Source organism: Salmonella sp. WC3, assembly GCF_042932255.1.
GTDB classification, from domain to species: Bacteria; Pseudomonadota; Gammaproteobacteria; order Enterobacterales; family Enterobacteriaceae; genus Salmonella; species Salmonella enterica.
In genome coordinates this window covers 2,304,235-2,321,890 of record NZ_CP170629.1, presented here as the reverse complement: position 1 = coordinate 2,321,890, position 17,656 = coordinate 2,304,235, and the positions used below count along the sequence as shown (strand labels likewise).

The 17,656-nt window shown below is 52.0% G+C and carries 16 protein-coding genes and 1 other RNA gene; 7 read left to right on the top strand and 10 right to left on the bottom strand.

What is annotated here, in order from left to right; translation table 11 throughout:
• Nucleotides 1-296: 296 nt before the first annotated feature.
• From pykF to ACFK9X_RS11130, 3 genes are all read left to right on the top strand, one after another.
• Nucleotides 297-1,709, top strand: a complete 1,413-nt coding sequence (pykF, locus tag ACFK9X_RS11140) for a pyruvate kinase PykF (RefSeq protein ID WP_000751447.1) — start codon at nt 297-299, stop codon at nt 1,707-1,709.
• A 310-nt stretch (nt 1,710-2,019) separates the two neighbouring features.
• Nucleotides 2,020-2,256 (top strand): murein lipoprotein Lpp, encoded by a 237-nt coding sequence (gene lpp / locus ACFK9X_RS11135; protein ID WP_001082307.1) that lies wholly within the window; start codon nt 2,020-2,022, stop codon nt 2,254-2,256.
• An 82-nt stretch (nt 2,257-2,338) separates the two neighbouring features.
• Entirely contained in the window at nt 2,339-2,581 is a 243-nt protein-coding gene (locus ACFK9X_RS11130; protein WP_001521603.1) for a major outer membrane lipoprotein, read from the top strand.
• Nucleotides 2,582-2,647: 66 nt separating this feature from the next.
• Here the strand turns inward: ACFK9X_RS11130 and ACFK9X_RS11125 are convergent, their stop codons facing one another.
• The 7 genes from ACFK9X_RS11125 to sufA form a co-directional block, all read right to left on the bottom strand.
• Nucleotides 2,648-3,649: a L,D-transpeptidase family protein gene (locus ACFK9X_RS11125; RefSeq protein ID WP_000817060.1), complete on the bottom strand. Its 1,002-nt coding sequence runs from the start codon at nt 3,647-3,649 to the stop codon at nt 2,648-2,650.
• 154 nt (nt 3,650-3,803) lie between these two features.
• Complete coding sequence (gene sufE / locus ACFK9X_RS11120) at nt 3,804-4,220, bottom strand: cysteine desulfuration protein SufE (protein WP_024158262.1); 417 nt, start codon at nt 4,218-4,220, stop codon at nt 3,804-3,806.
• Nucleotides 4,221-4,232: 12 nt separating this feature from the next.
• Nucleotides 4,233-5,453, bottom strand: coding sequence for a cysteine desulfurase SufS (sufS, locus tag ACFK9X_RS11115; protein ID WP_151116432.1), 1,221 nt, complete (start codon nt 5,451-5,453; stop codon nt 4,233-4,235).
• Entirely contained in the window at nt 5,450-6,721 is a 1,272-nt protein-coding gene (gene sufD / locus ACFK9X_RS11110) for a Fe-S cluster assembly protein SufD (RefSeq protein ID WP_151116430.1), read from the bottom strand. The genes sufS and sufD overlap by 4 nt, the downstream gene beginning before the upstream one ends.
• A complete protein-coding gene (gene sufC, locus ACFK9X_RS11105; RefSeq protein WP_000948902.1) occupies nt 6,696-7,442 on the bottom strand; it encodes a Fe-S cluster assembly ATPase SufC in 747 nt (248 codons plus the stop codon). The genes sufD and sufC overlap by 26 nt, the downstream gene beginning before the upstream one ends.
• A gap of 16 nt (nt 7,443-7,458) precedes the next feature.
• Nucleotides 7,459-8,946 carry a Fe-S cluster assembly protein SufB gene (gene sufB / locus ACFK9X_RS11100; protein ID WP_000089388.1) on the bottom strand — a complete coding sequence of 496 codons (1,488 nt, stop codon included), beginning with the start codon at nt 8,944-8,946 and terminating at the stop codon, nt 7,459-7,461.
• Between the two features lie 8 nt (nt 8,947-8,954).
• Nucleotides 8,955-9,323 carry a Fe-S cluster assembly scaffold SufA gene (gene sufA / locus ACFK9X_RS11095; protein ID WP_000418969.1) on the bottom strand — a complete coding sequence of 123 codons (369 nt, stop codon included), beginning with the start codon at nt 9,321-9,323 and terminating at the stop codon, nt 8,955-8,957.
• A gap of 426 nt (nt 9,324-9,749) precedes the next feature.
• On the opposite strand from sufA, the gene ACFK9X_RS11090 reads away from it, so the two are divergent.
• Nucleotides 9,750-11,096, top strand: coding sequence for an L-cystine transporter (locus ACFK9X_RS11090; RefSeq protein ID WP_000261861.1), 1,347 nt, complete (start codon nt 9,750-9,752; stop codon nt 11,094-11,096).
• A gap of 287 nt (nt 11,097-11,383) precedes the next feature.
• On the opposite strand, the gene ACFK9X_RS11085 is transcribed toward ACFK9X_RS11090, so the two are convergent.
• From ACFK9X_RS11085 to ACFK9X_RS11075, 3 genes are all read right to left on the bottom strand, one after another.
• Nucleotides 11,384-11,572, bottom strand: a complete 189-nt coding sequence (locus ACFK9X_RS11085; RefSeq protein ID WP_001537749.1) for a YdiH family protein — start codon at nt 11,570-11,572, stop codon at nt 11,384-11,386.
• A 98-nt stretch (nt 11,573-11,670) separates the two neighbouring features.
• Nucleotides 11,671-12,081 carry a 1,4-dihydroxy-2-naphthoyl-CoA hydrolase gene (gene menI, locus ACFK9X_RS11080; RefSeq protein WP_151116428.1) on the bottom strand — a complete coding sequence of 137 codons (411 nt, stop codon included), beginning with the start codon at nt 12,079-12,081 and terminating at the stop codon, nt 11,671-11,673.
• On the bottom strand, nt 12,078-15,134 hold the full coding sequence (locus ACFK9X_RS11075) for an FAD-binding and (Fe-S)-binding domain-containing protein (RefSeq protein ID WP_151116426.1): 3,057 nt from the start codon (nt 15,132-15,134) through the stop codon (nt 12,078-12,080). Before ACFK9X_RS11075 ends, menI begins: the two co-directional genes overlap by 4 nt.
• A 264-nt stretch (nt 15,135-15,398) precedes the next feature.
• On the opposite strand from ACFK9X_RS11075, the gene ydiK reads away from it, so the two are divergent.
• From ydiK to aroD, 3 genes are all read left to right on the top strand, one after another.
• Complete coding sequence (ydiK, locus tag ACFK9X_RS11070; RefSeq protein ID WP_151116424.1) at nt 15,399-16,517, top strand: AI-2E family transporter YdiK; 1,119 nt, start codon at nt 15,399-15,401, stop codon at nt 16,515-16,517.
• Between the two features lie 182 nt (nt 16,518-16,699).
• Nucleotides 16,700-16,807: antisense sRNA RprA (rprA, locus tag ACFK9X_RS11065), an RNA gene on the top strand.
• A gap of 59 nt (nt 16,808-16,866) precedes the next feature.
• Nucleotides 16,867-17,625, top strand: coding sequence for a type I 3-dehydroquinate dehydratase (gene aroD, locus ACFK9X_RS11060; protein ID WP_000860215.1), 759 nt, complete (start codon nt 16,867-16,869; stop codon nt 17,623-17,625).
• The last annotated feature ends 31 nt before the right edge of the window (nt 17,626-17,656 follow it).

Below are 17,656 nucleotides of genomic sequence, written 5' to 3'. Positions count from 1 at the left end.
CACAGATGTCTTTTGAAACAGGGTTTTCATTTTCCTTTTTTGTAAATTTCAGCGTATAATGCGCGCCAATTGTCTCTTGAATGGTTTCAGCGCATTGGACTGTAAAACTCAACGACTAAAATTATCCCCTTCCCGTTGGGCTGAAACGCGAGCACACATTCCTCTGCACGCTCTTTCGATGTCACCTATCCTTAGAGCGAGGCATCATCACTTTAGCAACACAGGCTTAGCTTCCGGGCCGTGCGCGCCCGAAGCCAGATTTCCATATCCTCCTCAACTTAAAGACTAAGACTGTCATGAAAAAGACGAAAATTGTTTGTACTATCGGTCCGAAAACCGAATCCGAAGAGATGTTAAGCAAAATGCTGGACGCGGGCATGAACGTGATGCGTCTGAACTTCTCTCATGGCGATTATGCAGAACACGGTCAGCGTATCCAGAACTTGCGCAACGTGATGAGCAAAACCGGTAAAAAAGCCGCTATTCTGCTTGATACTAAAGGACCAGAAATCCGCACCATTAAACTGGAAGGCGGTAACGACGTTTCGCTGAAAGCGGGCCAAACCTTTACTTTTACCACCGACAAATCCGTGGTCGGTAATAATGAAATCGTTGCCGTCACCTATGAAGGCTTCACCAGCGACCTGAGCGTTGGCAACACCGTCCTGGTTGACGATGGTCTGATCGGTATGGAAGTGACCGCCATCGAAGGCAATAAAGTCATTTGTAAGGTGCTGAACAACGGCGATCTGGGCGAGAACAAAGGCGTTAACCTGCCGGGCGTTTCTATTGCTCTGCCGGCGCTGGCTGAAAAAGACAAACAGGACCTGATCTTCGGTTGTGAACAGGGCGTTGACTTTGTTGCGGCGTCCTTTATCCGTAAACGTTCTGACGTTGTCGAAATTCGCGAGCATCTGAAAGCTCACGGCGGCGAAAATATCCAGATTATCTCTAAGATCGAAAACCAGGAAGGCCTGAACAACTTCGATGAAATTCTCGAAGCTTCCGACGGCATCATGGTTGCGCGTGGCGACCTGGGCGTAGAAATCCCGGTTGAAGAAGTGATTTTTGCGCAGAAAATGATGATCGAAAAATGTATCCGCGCACGTAAAGTCGTGATCACCGCGACTCAGATGCTGGATTCTATGATCAAAAACCCGCGTCCGACCCGCGCAGAAGCAGGCGACGTTGCGAACGCCATCCTCGACGGTACGGATGCGGTTATGCTGTCCGGCGAATCCGCAAAAGGGAAATACCCGCTGGAAGCCGTTTCTATCATGGCGACCATCTGCGAACGTACCGACCGCGTCATGAACAGTCGTCTGGACTACAACAACGACAGCCGTAAACTGCGCATTACGGAAGCAGTATGCCGCGGCGCGGTAGAAACCGCCGAAAAACTGGAAGCGCCGCTGATCGTGGTAGCGACCCAGGGCGGTAAATCCGCTCGCGCCGTGCGTAAATACTTCCCGGACGCCACCATCCTGGCATTGACCACCAATGAAGTGACCGCCCGTCAGTTAGTACTGAGCAAAGGCGTGGTATCGCAGCTGGTGAAAGAAATCAATTCTACTGATGATTTCTACCGTCTGGGCAAAGATGTCGCCCTGCAAAGCGGCCTCGCCCAGAAAGGCGACGTCGTAGTGATGGTCTCCGGCGCGCTGGTTCCAAGCGGCACCACTAACACCGCCTCTGTTCACGTACTGTAATAATTGTTGTGTGAATTAATTTGTTTAAAAAAGCGCCCTTCCGGCGCTTTTTTTATTTAATCGATAGCCACTATTAATAAAAAAATCAAATCGGATTTTACTATCTAATTGCGGATTATCTAAGAAGAATCCGATGGAAGCCCCCTGTTTTCTTTCGGTTTTTTAGGGACTTTCATGCATTTCGATGCTTCTTTGAGCGAACGATCAAAAATAAGTGCATTCCCATCAAAAAAATATTCTCAACATAAAAAAGTTTGTGTAATACTTGTAACGCTACATGGAGATTAACTCAATCTAGAGGGTATTAATAATGAATCGTACTAAACTGGTACTGGGCGCGGTAATCCTGGGTTCTACTCTGCTGGCTGGTTGCTCCAGCAACGCTAAAATCGATCAGCTGTCTTCTGACGTTCAGACTCTGAACGCTAAAGTTGACCAGCTGAGCAACGACGTAAACGCAATGCGTTCCGACGTTCAGGCTGCTAAAGACGACGCAGCTCGCGCTAACCAGCGTCTGGACAACCAGGCTACTAAATACCGTAAGTAATAGTACCTGCGTAATAAAAATGGCGCACATCGTGCGCCATTTTTTTTACCCACATAACCACACAAAGTATAATGTTATTGTTATGAACCGTACTAACCAGCTGATCTTAGGTGCAGTAGTTCTGGGTTCCACGTTACTGGCAGGTTGTTCAAGCAACGCTAAAATCGATCAGTTGTCTTCCGATGTACAGACGCTGAGCGCTAAAGTTGAGCAACTGAGTAATGACGTAAATGCAATGCGTTCCGACGTTCAGGCTGCTAAAGACGACGCAGCTCGCGCGAACCAGCGTCTGGACAACAAAGTAGTATCCCACGTCCGTAAGTAATTTGACGCACGATATAAAATGGCGCACATCGTGCGCCATTTTTTTGTCCGTCGTTTGCTGCGAAGGCTACTGCGTGACGCGCGTTTGCCCCTCTTCTCCGACAAAACCGTTCTGAGCGGATTCGACTGCGGTCGTATTTACCGCTGGCGTCTGCCCGGCGCTCACGCTGACTGGATACCCGGCTCGCCGGTATAGCGCCTTATCGACCAGGCGACTATCCACCCCTTGTGCGTTTCTGAACGCGGTAAATTCCGCAGGCAACACGTAGGGCATCGTCTGCACGTTTTGCTCTTCTTCCGGCGATAGCGGCCTGTGTACCTCTACATAACGAATGCCATTCGGCTCGACAGAGAATTTCACCGGCTGGTTAATCACTTTTACCGGCGTCCCCGTTCTGACCTGCGCAAATAACGCCTTGATGTCCGGCGCGTTCATGCGAATGCAACCGGAACTCACGCGCAGACCCACGCTATCCGGCGCGCTGGTGCCATGAATGAGATATTCCCCATTACCGTGCGCCAGACGCAGCGCATAGCGTCCCAGCGGGTTATTTGGCCCGGCAGGGATCACCGGTGGCAGCGTGATCCCCCGCTCAAGCGAACGTTGGCGTATGCCCGCCGTCGGCGTCCACGTCGGGTTGGGGATCTTTTGCCCTATCCGGGTGTCCATGACGGGAGTTTCCAGTCCCTGCAAACCGATGCCGATGGGATACACCTGAACGCGGTTTTCTCCCGGCGGGTAATAATACAGCCGTAGCTCCGCGAGGTTGACGATAACGCCTTCCCTGGGCGCATCCGGCAATAGCATCTGCGAGGGAATGGTAATTAGCGTACCGGGCTTAGGCACCGGCGCAATCGTATTGTTCGCTTCAAGAATGAGCATCGCCGCCGTATCAAAACGCCGGGCGATAGCCTGCAGGTTTTTATCACCTTCCTGTACGGTATAGGTTTGATTCTGACCAATAAGACGGCTGCCTTCGGGCGGTAATGGATAATCAACCGCCCAGGCTGCCTGTAACGCGCTATACGCGCCGATAATAGTTAGCGTAATGAAAGACGCACGTTTCATACCAAACCTCCTGTATTCCTGGTGATGCCCTCTGCGACGACTGGTAGCGCTTCGCTTATCAGAACAACAAAATATACGCTCTGTCCACTCTGGATAAAGCGACGTCGCCGTCCGACAAAGGATTTGACATCAGGTAGAACGCTGTCTGTACAGTTTAGCTAAGAGTGGCGGCCTTAGCGCGAATTGCGCGAATCATTGCTTCCAGCCCCTGAGAACGAGAAGGCGTGAGGTGCTGCGTAAGCGCCATTTTTTTGAACCATGGCCGGACATCAAAATGCACAATATCCTGCGCCGTCATCTGGTGGTACAAAATAAATACCACCGCCATAAGGCCTTTAACGATCGCCGCGTCGCTGTCGCCCTGCAATTCGATAATGCCGTTGGCGTTTCGCCGCATCACGATCCACACCTGGCTCTGACAGCCATGAATCGTATTTTGCGGATTACGATCCTGCGGATTTAACTCCGCCAGGCGCTGCCCCAACTCAATAATATATAAATATTTCTCTTCCCAATTAGCGCAACGCGTAAAGTTACGCAGCAATTTTTCTTTATCCGGTAGAGCAGCCATAAAACCTCACTGTTATCCCAATAAGCGGTGGATACGCGTTAATCCTGCCACCAGTCGGTCCACTTCTTCATGGGTGTTATACATCGCCAGCGAAGCCCGGCACATTGCCGGCACGCCATACCAGGCCATGAGCGGCATTGCGCAGTGATGCCCTGTTCGTACCGCGATACCGTAATTATCAAGAAAGCTGCCGACGTCGTAAGCGTGGTGTTTACCCAGATTAAACGCGATGACGCCCAACCGCTGCGCCGGGCCATATAGCGTGATATCAGGCACCTGCGCCAGTTGCTCCAGCGCATAGCGCATCAGCATCTGCTCATAATCGCCAATCTTATCCAGTCCCAGCGACGTCACATAATCAATCGCCGCGCCGAGACCGATGATGCCGCCAGTATTCGGCGTTCCCGCCTCAAAACGCCAGGGCGCTTTCGCCCATGTCGTTCCCTGCGTCAGGCTGACGGTCGAGATCATCGACCCGCCCCCTTCCCACGGCGGCATTTCTTGCAGCAACGCCTCTTTAACATACAGAATGCCGATGCCGGTCGGCCCGTAAAGTTTATGGCCGGAGAAAACGTAAAAATCGCAGTCCAGCGCCTGGACGTCAACAGCATGGTGCATCACGGCCTGGGCGCCATCCACCAGCACTTTCGCCCCATGCTGGCGCGCCAGCGCAATCATGTCCGGCAGTGGGTTTTCCGTCCCCAGCACATTGGAAACATGGGTAATGGCCAGCAGTCGGGTCCGGTCATCGAACAGCGCAGCTAAGCTCTCCAGCCGCAGCGTACCGTCAGGATGCAATGGGATCACGCGCAGTTCAGCGCCTTTGCGCTCGCACAGCATCTGCCAGGGAACGATGTTGGCGTGATGCTCCATCTCGCTGATGATAATGTTATCCCCGGCGCGAATATTTTCCGTTCCCCAACTGTTGGCGACAAGGTTAATGCCCTCCGTCGTACCGCGCACGAACACCAGTTCTTCTGCGGAGCGGGCGTTAATAAACCGCGACGCCTGCTTACGCACATTCTCCATGCTTTCGGTCGCCTGCGCGCTTAACGTATGGATACCCCGATGTACCGCAGCATAGCCGTGACGGTAGAAGGCAGATTCAGCATCAATCACCTGATTAGGTTTTTGAGCGCTGGCTGCGCTGTCCAGGTAAGCCAGCGGCAGGCCGTTAACTTCACGCTGCAGTATGGGAAAATCCGCCCGTACTTTTTCTACAGGAAATGTCATACCAGGCCTCCGGGCAGTCGCTGGCCGATTCGCGCCAGCACCTGCTGTTTAAGGGCGCTATCATGGATAGCTTCCGTTAACTCTGCGGCAAACGCGTAAAGAATCATGTGCCGCGCCTCCTGCTGCCTGATGCCGCGTGATTGCAGATAAAACATCTGCTCATCGTCAATACGCCCGATCGTCGCGCCGTGGCTGCACTTCACGTCATCGGCATAGATCTCTAATTGCGGTTTGGTATTGACTTCGGCCAGTTTCCCCAACAACAGGTTATTATTGGTCATCTGACCGTCGGTTTTAATGGCGTGTTGCGCCACGTTAATCAGGCCATTAAAGACCGCGCGTCCTTTGTCGCTGACGATGGTCTTGTGCAACTGGCGGCTGTTACAGTAGCCTTTGTTATGTTCCAGCCATGTCCGCGTATCGCAGACTTCATTTTTCACCGGCATCGCCAGACTATTCAGTCGAAGCGTCGCGTTTTCACCATTCAGTTGTGAGCTGCTGTGGTGACGTAGTACTGCGGCGCCCAGCAGAAAACTGTGGCTAAACGCCGAGGCGTCTGTCGCCAGCAGAAGATCGTTATGCGCAAAGTGATAGCTGGACGCATTTTCAAACGCCAGTTTGATATGACGCAGTTGCGCATTGTCTGCAACGTTCATCGTCAGACGCGCGCCGGTAAAATGTTTTGCCGCTGTAAGGCTGACATAATGCTCAATAACCGTCGCTTCCGCGCCTTCCGCCAGCGCCAGATGGTGGCGATAATGCGCGGTGTTCAGCTCGTCGCCATCCACGCCCTGCGTGATATGCATTAACAGTAGCGGCCTGGTCGGACGCTGATTTCGCCGTACCTGTATATACGTGACACATTGTGCCAGGCTTTCCGTCAGATGCAGAAAAACCTCGGGATGTACCGGCGCGGCAAGCGTCTGGCGCTCATCCCTGACGCTTACGTCAAATCCGCTGTTTTGCGTGCTATCACTGAGCTCTGGCATAAACCGACCATCGACAAACACCAGCCGCACGGCATCGATTTGCAGCGCCAACGCATCACGCTGTGCGGCGCTGATAGTCGCACACTGCTGGATAAACTGGCTATGGGTTAAGCCCTCCAGCGGCGTGTATTTCCAGTCTTCATGTTTACGCGTCGGCAATCCCAGACGTAACATCTGTTGTAAATGTTGTCTTGCCTGCTCAGTTCGACTTTCTCCTTTTTCTTCAAAGAGATGTTGCCATTGCTGTAGCGCTTTACTGCTGTTCGGTAAGCCAGCCATAACCCTGCTCCTCCAGTTGTTTGACCAGAGTAAAATCGCCGGAACGGACAATTCGCCCCTGATAGAGGACGTGGACGTAATCGGGCTTGATGTAGTCCAGTATGCGCTGATAGTGGGTCACGATAATAAAAGCGCGTTTATCGTCGCGTAACGCGTTGACGCCTTCCGCCACAATTTTCAACGCATCGATATCCAGTCCGGAGTCCGACTCATCAAGGATGCACAGTTCCGGCTCCAGCACCGCCATTTGCAAAATATCATTGCGCTTTTTCTCCCCGCCGGAAAAACCGACGTTTACCGAACGGGTCAGCAAATCTTCCGGCATTTTCAGCAATGCGATCTTCTCTTCCATCAGATCCTGAAAATCAAAGCGATCCAACGACGCCTGCCCGCGGTAGGCGCGCACGGCATTCAGCGCGGTTTGCAGGAAAAACTGGTTACTGACGCCGGGGATTTCTACCGGGTACTGGAAGGCCATAAAAATCCCTTCGCCCGCCCGTTCCTCCGGCGACAGTTCAAGCAGATCTTTACCTTTGAACGTAACCGAGCCGCCGGTGACCTCATAATCTTCACGTCCCGCCAGAGTGGCGGAGAGCGTGCTTTTCCCGGAACCGTTCGGCCCCATAATGGCATGAACTTCGCCGGGGCGAATCTCCAGATTCAGGCCACGCAAAATCGCTTTTTCTTCCACACTGACCTGTAAATCTTTAATGCTTAACATGGTTTTTCCTTCATCATTAACCGACGCTGTGCTCAAGGCTAATCGCCAGCAGTTTTTGCGCTTCAACGGCGAACTCCAGCGGTAGTTCCGAGAAAACGTCTTTGCAGAAACCGTTGACGATCATCGAAATAGCGTCTTCTTCGCTGATGCCGCGTTGCAGACAATAGAAAAGCTGATCTTCACCGATGCGTGATGTTGTCGCCTCGTGCTCCAGCTGCGCGCTGTTATTGCGGCATTCAACATACGGGAACGTATGCGCGCCGCAGTCCGCGCCAATCAACATGGAGTCGCATTGGGTGAAATTTCGGGCGTTGGTTGCCGTCGGCATAATTTTTACCAGCCCACGGTAGCTGTTCTGGCTGTGGCCGGCAGAAATGCCTTTTGAGATAATGGTTGAGCGCGTGTTTTTACCGATATGGATCATTTTGGTGCCGGTGTCAGCCTGCTGATGTCCACTGGTCAGCGCAACGGAATAGAACTCGCCGATAGAATTATCACCGCGCAGGATACAGCTCGGGTATTTCCAGGTAATCGCCGAACCGGTTTCCGACTGGGTCCACGACATCTTGCTGTTTTCCCCTTCGCACAACGCCCGCTTGGTCACAAAGTTCAGAATGCCGCCCGTGTTGTTGTCGCCCGGGAACCAGTTTTGTACGGTGGAATATTTTACTTCAGCATCTTTATGGATGATGACTTCCACTACCGCGGCGTGGAGCTGATAACTGTCGCGTACGGGCGCGGAGCAGCCTTCGATATAACTCACATAGCTGCCTTCATCCGCCACCAGAATCGTGCGCTCAAACTGACCGGTTTTCTCGGCGTTAATGCGAAAATAGGTGGATAACTCCATTGGGCAACGCACGCCTTTGGGAACATAGATAAATGTCCCATCGGAAGCGACTGCCGCATTCAGCGCGGCAAAAAAGTTATCGTTCCCCGGCACGACGGTGCCAAGATATTTCCTGACCAGGTCAGGGTGATCGTGTATCGCTTCGCCAAAAGAACAGAAAATAATGCCCTGTTCCGCCAGTTTTTCACGGTATGTGGTCGCTACGGAGACCGAGTCAAAAATCGCATCGACGGCGACCTCTTTCCCTTCGCGAACCGGAACGCCAAGTTGCTCGAAGGCGTCTTCAACCTCTTTACTCAAAAAGGTATTCGCGCCCGTTTGCTGTACGGCTCCCGGCTGGGAAACGCAGTTATCGTCGCAGTTTCCGCATGATGGCGCAGAGTAATAGCTGTAGTCCTGATAGTTCAGTTTATCGTAGTACGCCTTCAGCCAGTGCGGTTCATCCATGTCCAGCCAGGCTCTATAGGCATTGAGACGAAATTCCAGCATCCACTCAGGTTCGTTACGCTTTGCGGAAATCGCGCGCACCACCTCTTCGCTGATGCCTTTTGCCAGTTCATCAGTGGGTAGTTGCGTGAAAAATCCTTCTTTGTAATTAAGGCGTCCGCCTGTCCAGATGCCGACCTCTTCCGTTGCTTCAGTGTTACGAGACATAGTACCGCCTATACCCCAAAACTTTCACCGCAGCCGCATTCATTCTGGGCTTTGGGGTTATGAAATTTAAATAACTGGTTCAGCCCTTCCTGTACGTAATCCACTTCTGTTCCGTCAATAAAAGGCATCGCCTGTAACGGTGCGAAAAGCTTTGCGCCTTCGGCTTCAAAAACCAGATCGTCTTTATCCGGCTCCCGAACGGTATCCAGAACATAGCCAAATCCGGCACATCCCGTCTGTTTTACGCTTAACCGCACGCCCAACATGCCCGGCTGCTTTGCTGCCAGTTCACGTATGTGCGCTGCCGCCGCTGGCGTTAGCGTCAGCCCTTGCCAGGGGAAGTCCTCCGGGTTAAACGTGTCTGAATGCAATTCCATAGAGTTACCTCGCGTTCTAAATCACCAGGATATAACAGCATGTTAGTGATAATGATTATCACTTCAACCCCTTAACCGCAGGGGCTTTCCAACAAATGGTCATATTGAGCGCCTTTTATTAAGCATAGACCCTGTCCGCCAGGTCATACGACAGACAAAAAACCACTTAACATTTTGATAAGTAATGATTTATAAGACATTAACCGTTCTGGCAGGTCAAAAACGAAAAGATGTATAGAAAATGACTATTTAATTAATAGGCTGTCGACATTGCCGGGCGGCGAGGTCAGAACCCCATTTTTTGTATGGATACCTGGCGTTGCGCTCTTTATAATCCGCTGCGGTTCTATAACTCAGTTTGAGCTATAGGTTTATGTAAACTCTTTCCGGCATTTCAGGTGCTGAATGAGGCAAGAGGCTTAAAATATGGTTGTTACGCTCGCGTATATCGCACTTTTTTTGGTTTTCTCGTGGGTCATCTTGAGAATTAATCAAAAAAGCGATTCCCTGTCGAAAAGCGTTTTTATCGCTATCTTTTTAGGGGCTGTTATTGGTTTATCCCTGCATTTTATTTCAGCAAATCACACTAAAACTATTATCGAATGGTATAGCATCGTCGGCAATGGTTACGTCCACCTGCTAAAACTGGTCGCTATACCGCTAATTTTTATTTCTATTCTTTCCGCCATCAATAAACTGGAAAATAGTGCCGGCATCGGAAAAATGTCGCTGACGATCGTCGGATGCATGTTATGCCTGGTGATGGTTGCCGGTTTTATCGGATTACTGACCGCTCATGTGCTGGGGCTTGACGCCAGCGCTTTTGTGCACATGCCGTCAATGTTAACTACAGAAGAAGTCAATAAGACTGCCGCGGTGTCGATTCCCCAGTTAGTGACATCGCTGATCCCGACTAATATTTTTCTTGATCTTACGGGAGCCAGAAGTGTTTCCGTTATCGGCATCGTTATCTTCACGCTAATAGCGGGGATCGCTCTGTTAAAGGTCAAAAAAGAGGCGCCGGAAGAAGGTCAGAAATTAAGCGCAGGCATTAACGCTATTCAGATATGGGTCATGAAGATGGTACGTATCGTTATTGCATTAACGCCCTATGGCGTCATGGCATTAATGACTACCGTATTTTCATCATACCACTTTGAACAATTCGCCAGCTTACTTGGTTTTATCGGTGCCTGTTACATCGCGATTTTTATGATGTTTATCGTGCATGCCATCTTGCTGATCCTCAGCGGTAATAATCCAGCGCGTTATTTCAGAATGGTCTGGCCCGTCTTAACCTTTGCGTTTGTTTCCCGCAGCAGCGCAGCCTCTATCCCGCTGGCCATTTCCGCCCAGGAAAAATTTGGCGTACAAAGCACCATTGCCAATATTTCCGCCTCGTTTGGCTCCAGTATGGGGCAAAATGGCTGCGCCGGGATTTATCCGGCTATTATGGTAGCGATGATTGCGCCCACCATCGGCATCGATCCGCTCTCGCTGCATTTTCTGGCCGCGATGTTGCCTGCCATTGCGCTAGGGTCTATTGGCGTAGCCGGCGTCGGCGGCGGTGGTACGTTCGCGGCGCTGATTGTCCTGTCGACGTTGAATTTTCCCGTTGCGCTGGTCGGTATTTTTATTGCCATCGAACCTATCGTTGATATGGCCCGCACGGCACTGAACGTTAACGGATCGATGATGTCAGGGGTGCTGGCTAACCGTATTTTGAATAATCATACGGCTGACGACATGCCGGCGGTTATTGACAGACCTTAGTTTTTTACGCGCCCGGAAAAGAAAAACCCTTAAGTCTGTTCAATACAGGCTTAAGGGTTCCGGCCCCATCCGGCGCTTATCTCCGGCACTCTTAATGGCTTAGCTCTTGAAGGGGCATAAGAATAATCTCATAAAGAGAGCGCGCCTTTTTAGCACAAATGGCGATCTGTATTTTTTTTAAACAAAATCAAGGGGGTTATCTATTACCTGGGGACAGTGTCTGGTGAGATTGCCTGGTAACATAGCCGGATGGCGGCTAACGCCTTATCCGGCCTACACAGACTTTATTAATGCACGCCCAACCGCCAGGCGAAATAGATCTCTTCTTTCAGTTCGGTTGCAGAGAGGGTGAGGAGATCGGCAAACTCTAACTCCAGCTGTTTTAAACGCTTCAAATACTGCGCGGGAGAAAGTTCGGTTTTATCACGGCGTAAAAATTCAATCGCCAGTTGGGTTGGGTCCAAATCAGTAGACATATCATCCTCGCTTATGTGTAAACGTGCACAGTATATCACCTTTTTCTGCGCACATTTTGACCAAAAGCAATATGCATCACACTTTTATGGTGACAACGTCACACAATCGCTGTAGTAAGACGCGAAGAACAGCACAGACGTCCCTGTTCATCAAAGATCTCTATCTGCCAGACCTGATGGCGAGCCCCGGTATGCAACGCTTTACAGACGCCTCGTACGCGCCCCTGACGCGCCGACCGTACATGGTTGGCATTCACCTCCAGCCCCACCACCTTTTGCTCCCCCTGCGTACACAGATAACCTGCGACCGAGCCGATACTTTCCGCCAGCACCACAGACGCTCCGCCATGCAGCAAGCCGAACGGCTGTTTGGTGCGATGATCGACGGGCATTGTCGCTTCCAGCGTATCGTCCCCAATACGCTCAAAGCGGATATCAAGCAGGCAAACCATATTCCCTTCCCCCATCGCATTAAGCGCATCGAGGGTCACTTCACGTTTCCAGATCAACCTATAATCTCCAGTAATGCCTGCAACGGGTGACGCACGCCCGTACCTTCAATGCGTTTGACCTGGCTTCGGCAGGAATAGCCGGTTGCCAGGCAGCGATTTCGCGGTAGACGTTGCATCGCCTGGTGCCAGGATAGCTCATAAATTCCCAGCGAATTTTTATGATTGGTGAGTTCATGTCCATAAGTGCCCGCCATACCGCAGCAGCCTACGCTGACATTTTCCAGCTTCGCGCCAAAATGGGCAAAGATGGCGGCCCACTGCGCAGGCGCGCCGGGTAAAGCCGTGACTTCCGTACAATGACCAAAAAAGTACCACGGTTCGCCGCTCACCTCGACGGACAGTCTTGCATTTATTTCCTGCGCCAGCCATTCATTCACCAGCAACACATGAAAATCGCCGCGCTGTTCGCCCAGCGCCAGTTTGTATTCGTCGCGATAACACAGGACCAGCGCCGGATCGACGCCCACCATTGGCATCCCCAACGCGGCGATCCGATTAAGGAATTCAGAGGTTTTTTTCGCCGTTTTCGCAAAGCGATTAAGAAAACCTTTAATATGCTGCGCCTTACCATTCGGCGAGAACGGTAACAATACCGGCCTCCTACCCAGTTTTTCCGCCAGGCGGATAAAGTCCGCTACGACCCGGGCGTCGTAGTAGCTGGTAAACGGGTCCTGAACCACCAGTACCGTTTTCGCTTTTTGCTCGGCGCTCATGCGCTCCAGTTGCTCAAGCGTCATATTAGCGGACGGATGGCCCACCAGTTGCTGTTGCAATGAAGGGGCAGAAAGCAGAGGTAAATCCACCATACCGATATGTTTTTTCGCCAGATTGCGAACCATCGGTTGGTTAATAAAAAAGTTAAAGGTCTTTGGCGCACGCGCCATCAGCGGCGCGTAGGTCTCGACCGTCGCCACCAGATGATCGCGTACCGGGCGCAGATAACGCGTATGGTAAAGCTGTAAGAAACGTGAACGAAACTCCGGAACATCGATTTTAATCGGACACTGGGTCGTACAGGCTTTACACGCCAGACAGCCGGACATGGCCTCTTTAACTTCATGGGAAAAGTCATACTCGCCTTTGCGTTTGTGCCAACTATTCCGGGTGCGGGCAATCAGCGTGCGTAAGCTGGCGCGTTTTTCTGGCAACTCCTTTTCCAGCTTCAACGGATCGACGCCGCGATCGGCCAATAGACGGAACCATTCCCGCACCAGCGTCGCCCGCCCTTTCGGCGAGTGGATCCGGTTAAGGCTAATTTTCATCGACGGGCACATTGGGCTTTTCGCATCGAAATTAAAGCACAGGCCGTTACCATTACACTCCATAGCGCCGCGCCAGGTCTGCCGTACCGCCAGCGGGATTTGCCGATCCCAGGTGCCGCGTTTTACCGCATCCACCTTCATCATCGGCGCCTCTATCCCCTGCGGTGGACAGATTTTACCCGGGTTAAGTCGATTATGCGGATCAAAAGCCGCTTTTATTTTGCGCAGCTCGCCATACAGGACTTCGCCGAAAAAGGCCGGGCTGTATTCCGCACGAAAACCTTTTCCATGCTCGCCCCACAACAGCCCGCCGTATCTGGCGGTCAGCGCGACGACCTCATCGGAGATCTGTTTCATCAACAGTTCCTGCTGCGGATCGCACATATCCAGCGCCGGACGCACATGCAGCACCCCGGCATCCACGTGGCCGAACATGCCGTAACTTAAGCCATGACCATCCAGCAGGGCGCGAAATTCGGCGATGTAATCGGCCAGATGTTCAGGCGGCACGCAGGTATCTTCCGCAAAAGGAATCGGTTTGGCAGCACCTTTCGCATTACCCAGCAGCCCTACCGCTTTTTTGCGCATCGCGTAAATACGCTCAATACCCGTCAAATCGGTACAAAGTTGCCAGCCGATCACGCCCGCTTCCGCTCGCGCCATCAGACCATCCAGCCGGTGGCACAGCGCCTCGACCTGTCCGTCAATAAGCGCTTCATCGTCACCCGCGAATTCCACGATATTCAGGCCAAGCATTTCTTTATCCGGCACATCGGTAATCAATTCGCTAACGGAGTGCCAGACAATATCTTCCCGCGCGAGGTTAAGGACTTTGGAATCGACCGTCTCGACGGATAAGGCGCGCGCATCAACCATAAAAGGGGCGTTACGCAGCGCGGAATCAAAGGAGTCGTATTTTACATTCACCAGACGGCGGACTTTGGGTATCGGGGTAATATCCAGCCGGGCTTCAGTAATAAACGCCAGCGTCCCTTCCGACCCCGTTAAGATGCGGGTGAGATCGAAGCGGGTCATGTCATCGTTAAAGACGTGGCGTAAATCGTAGCCTGTCAGGAAACGATTGAGCTTTGGAAAGCTATCGAGGATAAGTTGACGGTTTTCCAGGCAGGACTGATAGACGGCCTGATAGATGCGGCCTGGCGTCGTCGTGTTTTCACCCAACGTCCGGGCAAGCTCTACGGGCATCGATTGCGTGTCAAGGATATCGCCCCCCAACAATACGGCCCGTATGCCTAAGACGTGATCTGACGTTTTTCCATAGACCAGCGAACCCTGACCAGAGGCATCGGTATTAATCATACCGCCAAGCGTGGCGCGATTACTGGTGGAAAGTTCCGGCGCAAAAAAATAGCCATACGGCTTTAACGCTTGATTAAGTTGATCTTTTATCACTCCCGCCTCTACCCGCACCCATCCCTCTTCAGGATTAATTTCAATAATGCGGTTCATATAGCGGGACATATCAACAATAATGCCCTGATTTAGCGCCTGGCCATTCGTGCCAGTACCGCCGCCTCGAGGGGTAAATATCAGCGACGTAAAGCGCGGCTCCGCCGCCAGACGGGCAAGAAGCGCGACATCCGCCGTAGAACGGGGAAACACAACAGCATCGGGAAGAAGCTGGTAGATACTGTTATCGGTCGACATTGTCAGACGGTCGGCATAGCTGGTTGCCGTATCGCCCGTAAACCCTTGCTGCTCCAGCGCCTGCAAAAAATTGAGCACCAGCTGAACGACGCCGGGTGCCTGAGAAATTTGTGGAATCATTATATTGACCTTTTCCTGCGGTCTATGTTGTGAACGGTGGCGCCCAACCCGGCGAGCGCGAGCGGTCTACGCACAGGAAGGGATGCTTAATCGTTTGCGTGTTGCGTTATTTGTTGTATCACATTTTTTTCCTGTGCGCCCAACAGAATTACATGCAGAATCGGCCTGTTAAAAACCGCTGAAATTGCTCATCATTATAGGGTGTGGTTTGCATGTTCACGTCGCGCCAACGTTCTGGCGCAAAGACAAAGGTGAAAAGTATTTATGGTAAATGTTCGTCAGCCCAGGGATATTGCGCAAGTGCTGCTATCGGTGCTGTTTTTAGCCATCATGATTGTGGCCTGTTTGTGGATAGTACAGCCTTTTATTTTGGGGTTTGCATGGGCAGGTACGATTGTTATCGCGACCTGGCCCGTTTTGCTGAAATTACAAAAAATATTGTGGGGCCGCCGCTCGCTTGCCGTACTGGTCATGACGCTGCTGTTAGTGCTGCTCTTCGTTATTCCCGTCGCCTTGCTGGTGAACAGCATTGTCGATGGTAGCGGCCCGCTCATCCATGCAGTGACCGGCGGCGATATGACGCTACCCGATCTGGCATGGTTAAATAATATTCCGTTGGTTGGCGCCAAACTGTATGCCGGATGGCATAGCCTGCTGGATATGGGCGGTAGCGCTATTATGGCGAAAGTGCGGCCTTATATCGGCACAACCACGACCTGGTTTGTCGGTCAGGCGGCGCATATCGGACGCTTTATGATGCACTGCGCCCTGATGCTGTTGTTTAGCGCCCTGCTTTACTGGCGCGGCGAACAAGTGGCGATGGGTATACGCCATTTTGCCTGTCGTCTCGCGGCTAAACGCGGCGATGCGGCGGTTCTGCTGGCTGCCCAGGCGATCCGCGCCGTGGCGCTTGGCGTGGTGGTCACCGCGCTGGTACAGGCGGTACTTGGCGGCGTCGGGCTGGCGATTTCCGGCGTGCCTTACGCTACCCTGTTGACGGTAGTGATGATCCTTTCGTGTCTGGTTCAGTTGGGGCCGTTGCCGGTATTGATTCCAGCCATTATCTGGCTTTACTGGACAGGCGACACCACCTGGGGCACCGTGCTGCTGGTTTGGAGCGCCGTCGTCGGCACTCTGGATAACGTGATTCGCCCGGTACTCATCCGCATGGGCGCCGATTTACCGCTGCTTCTGATCCTTTCCGGGGTAATCGGCGGCCTGATTGCATTCGGTATGATTGGTCTGTTTATTGGACCGGTGCTTCTGGCCGTGACCTGGCGTTTGTTCTCCGCATGGGTACATGAAGTTCCGGCGCCGACGAATGAACCAGAGGAGATCCTTGAAAAGCTGGATGATATCGAGGAAGCCAACAAGCAGTCATAATCCCGTCGGGCGGCATTGCCGCCCGATGCTTTAGCGACGTTTATCAATTCAACGCACACTCCATTTTGATTCGCCCGTCTGTTCCCCGCCGCATCTCATTTCTGTCGCAAATCCGTTACAGTTTTTAAACTATTGAGACGAATCTGATCGACGCAAAAAGTGCTCATGCCTACTATTAGCACACGGTTATAAATCAACACATTGATTTATAAGCATGGAAATCCCCTGAGTGAAACAACGAATTGCTGTGTGTAGTCTTTGCCCGTCTCCTACGATGGGCTTTTTTTACTTCAAGCGGCCAGCCTCACCGTTCATAATGGCGAGAAGAAAAAAAACTGACAGGACACGCATGAAAACCGTCACCGTAAAAAATCTTATCATTGGCGAAGGGATGCCCAAAATTATCGTGTCGTTGATGGGAAGAGACATCAATAGCGTGAAAGCGGAGGCGCTGGCCTACCGCGAAGCTACATTCGATATTCTGGAGTGGCGCGTGGATCACTTTATGGATATCGCATCGACTCAATCCGTTCTTACCGCTGCGCGTGTTATCCGCGATGCGATGCCTGACATTCCGTTACTGTTTACTTTCCGCAGCGCCAAAGAAGGCGGCGAGCAGACAATAACCACTCAGCATTATCTCACGCTTAATCGTGCCGCAATCGACAGCGGCCTGGTCGATATGATCGATCTTGAGCTATTTACCGGTGATGCTGACGTTAAAGCCACTGTCGATTATGCCCATGCGCATAATGTTTATGTCGTGATGTCTAACCACGATTTTCACCAGACGCCGTCCGCAGAGGAAATGGTTCTGCGGCTACGTAAAATGCAAGCGCTCGGCGCGGATATACCCAAGATTGCCGTTATGCCGCAAAGCAAACATGATGTATTAACGTTACTCACTGCCACGCTGGAGATGCAGCAACATTACGCCGACCGTCCGGTAATTACTATGTCAATGGCGAAAGAGGGTGTCATTTCACGTCTGGCAGGGGAAGTGTTTGGCTCTGCCGCCACGTTTGGCGCGGTGAAGCAGGCTTCAGCGCCGGGGCAAATCGCCGTAAATGATCTACGCAGTGTATTAATGATTCTGCACAACGCCTGACCCGGCATTATGCAGGCGCCGGGCAACTTAC

Coding starts and splice junctions, on each gene's coding strand:
- pykF (WP_000751447.1), top strand. CDS start 297: ATGAAAAAGACGAAAATTGTTTGTACTATCGGTCCGAAAACCGAATCC.
- lpp (WP_001082307.1), top strand. CDS start 2,020: ATGAATCGTACTAAACTGGTACTGGGCGCGGTAATCCTGGGTTCTACT.
- ACFK9X_RS11130 (WP_001521603.1), top strand. CDS start 2,339: ATGAACCGTACTAACCAGCTGATCTTAGGTGCAGTAGTTCTGGGTTCC.
- ACFK9X_RS11125 (WP_000817060.1), bottom strand. CDS start 3,649: ATGAAACGTGCGTCTTTCATTACGCTAACTATTATCGGCGCGTATAGC.
- sufE (WP_024158262.1), bottom strand. CDS start 4,220: ATGGCTGCTCTACCGGATAAAGAAAAATTGCTGCGTAACTTTACGCGT.
- sufS (WP_151116432.1), bottom strand. CDS start 5,453: ATGACATTTCCTGTAGAAAAAGTACGGGCGGATTTTCCCATACTGCAG.
- sufD (WP_151116430.1), bottom strand. CDS start 6,721: ATGGCTGGCTTACCGAACAGCAGTAAAGCGCTACAGCAATGGCAACAT.
- sufC (WP_000948902.1), bottom strand. CDS start 7,442: ATGTTAAGCATTAAAGATTTACAGGTCAGTGTGGAAGAAAAAGCGATT.
- sufB (WP_000089388.1), bottom strand. CDS start 8,946: ATGTCTCGTAACACTGAAGCAACGGAAGAGGTCGGCATCTGGACAGGC.
- sufA (WP_000418969.1), bottom strand. CDS start 9,323: ATGGAATTGCATTCAGACACGTTTAACCCGGAGGACTTCCCCTGGCAA.
- ACFK9X_RS11090 (WP_000261861.1), top strand. CDS start 9,750: ATGGTTGTTACGCTCGCGTATATCGCACTTTTTTTGGTTTTCTCGTGG.
- ACFK9X_RS11085 (WP_001537749.1), bottom strand. CDS start 11,572: ATGTCTACTGATTTGGACCCAACCCAACTGGCGATTGAATTTTTACGC.
- ACFK9X_RS11075 (WP_151116426.1), bottom strand. CDS start 15,134: ATGATTCCACAAATTTCTCAGGCACCCGGCGTCGTTCAGCTGGTGCTC.
- ydiK (WP_151116424.1), top strand. CDS start 15,399: ATGGTAAATGTTCGTCAGCCCAGGGATATTGCGCAAGTGCTGCTATCG.
- aroD (WP_000860215.1), top strand. CDS start 16,867: ATGAAAACCGTCACCGTAAAAAATCTTATCATTGGCGAAGGGATGCCC.